At 69.0% G+C, this 1,248-nt stretch carries 1 protein-coding gene and 1 pseudogene; both read left to right on the forward strand.

All coding sequences use genetic code 11. The features are described 5' to 3' along the window. Nucleotides 1–52: 52 nt before the first annotated feature. A pseudogene (locus tag DLM85_RS26145) lies at nt 53–271 on the forward strand (transposase); the annotation flags it as partial. Beyond that, on the forward strand, nt 205–1,218 hold the full coding sequence (locus DLM85_RS24745) for an IS3 family transposase (protein WP_243636107.1): 1,014 nt from the start codon (nt 205–207) through the stop codon (nt 1,216–1,218). The pseudogene DLM85_RS26145 and the gene DLM85_RS24745, both read left to right, overlap by 67 nt. Nucleotides 1,219–1,248: the final 30 nt, after the last annotated feature.

Here is a 1,248-nt window from a genome sequence, read left to right on the forward strand (position 1 = left end):
CTGAGGTGGTCTAACCGGAACGGACAGGGAGAAGTCTTACCTTCCGCTGTCTATGCCCGAACAGAAACCAACTGACGGTCAACCCGTCCCGCGCAAGAAGTACACGCCGGCCTTCAAGGCCGAGTGCGTCCGGCAGGTGGCCGCCGGCGCCCGCCAAAGCGACGTGGCCCGTGCCCAGGGTATTTCCCCCGCCCTACTAGGTCGCTGGCAACGGGCCGCGTTGGAACAGGCCGTGCCCAGCAGTGCCGAGCGCGAGGAAATCAAGCGCTTGCGCGCCGAGCTGAAGCGCGTGGAAACCGAGCGCGACATTTTAAAAAAAGCGGTGACCATCTTCGCACAGCCTCAACCGTGAGCAAGTACCTGTTTACCAAGGCTGAAGCGGGAACCTGGTCCGTGAGCGACCTGTGCCGGGTGTTGGGCGTGAGCCGTAGCGGCTACTACCAGTGGCGGGCGGTTGAGCCACCACCGGCCCCCGCTTGGCAGCCCGCTGCCCAGCGAGCCTTTACCCGCCATGCCGGGCGCTACGGGACCCGTCGCCTGCGGGCCGAGCTGCACGCCGAAGGCCACCGGGTGGGCCGCTACGCCCTGCGCCACTGGCTGCAGGCCAGCGGGCAACGCGCCCTGAGCACCCGCCCCCAGCGGCCGCGCACCACCCAGGCCGACCCGGCCGCCGTGGTGGCCGAGAATCGGTTGCTGGGCCAGCCGGCCCCCACCGCCCCCGACCAGGTGTGGGTGGGCGACATCACCTACCTGCCGCTGGCCGGCGGGCGCTGGTGCTACCTGGCCACGTGGCGCGACGCCTGCTCCCGCCGCGTGGTGGGCTGGCACCTGGCTGCGCACATGCCCACCGAACTGGTGCTGGCCGCCCTGGAACAGGCGCTGACGCTGCGCCAGCCGGCCCCGGGCCTGATCATCCACGCCGACCGCGGCAGCCAGTACACCAGCCTGGCCTGTCGCCAGCGCATCGCTGACGCCGGGGCCATGGCCAGCTACGCCCGACCGGGCAACCCCTACGATAACGCCCAGGCCGAGGCGGGCTGGAGCACGCTTAAAACCGAATTGCTGCCCCACGGCGGCGCCTTTGCCAGCTTGGACGAAGCCCGCCTGGAAGTGGCCTATTACCTCGACACCTACTTCAACCTCGACCGCCGTCACTCCGCTCTCGGCTACCGCTCGCCCCACCAGTTCGAAACCGACCTCGCCAATCACCTACCTTAGCACTCTGTCCGTTTCGGCTAGACCGCCCCA

The sequence above is a fragment of the Hymenobacter edaphi genome, from assembly GCF_003258365.1.
GTDB classification, from domain to species: domain Bacteria; phylum Bacteroidota; class Bacteroidia; order Cytophagales; family Hymenobacteraceae; genus Solirubrum; species Solirubrum edaphi.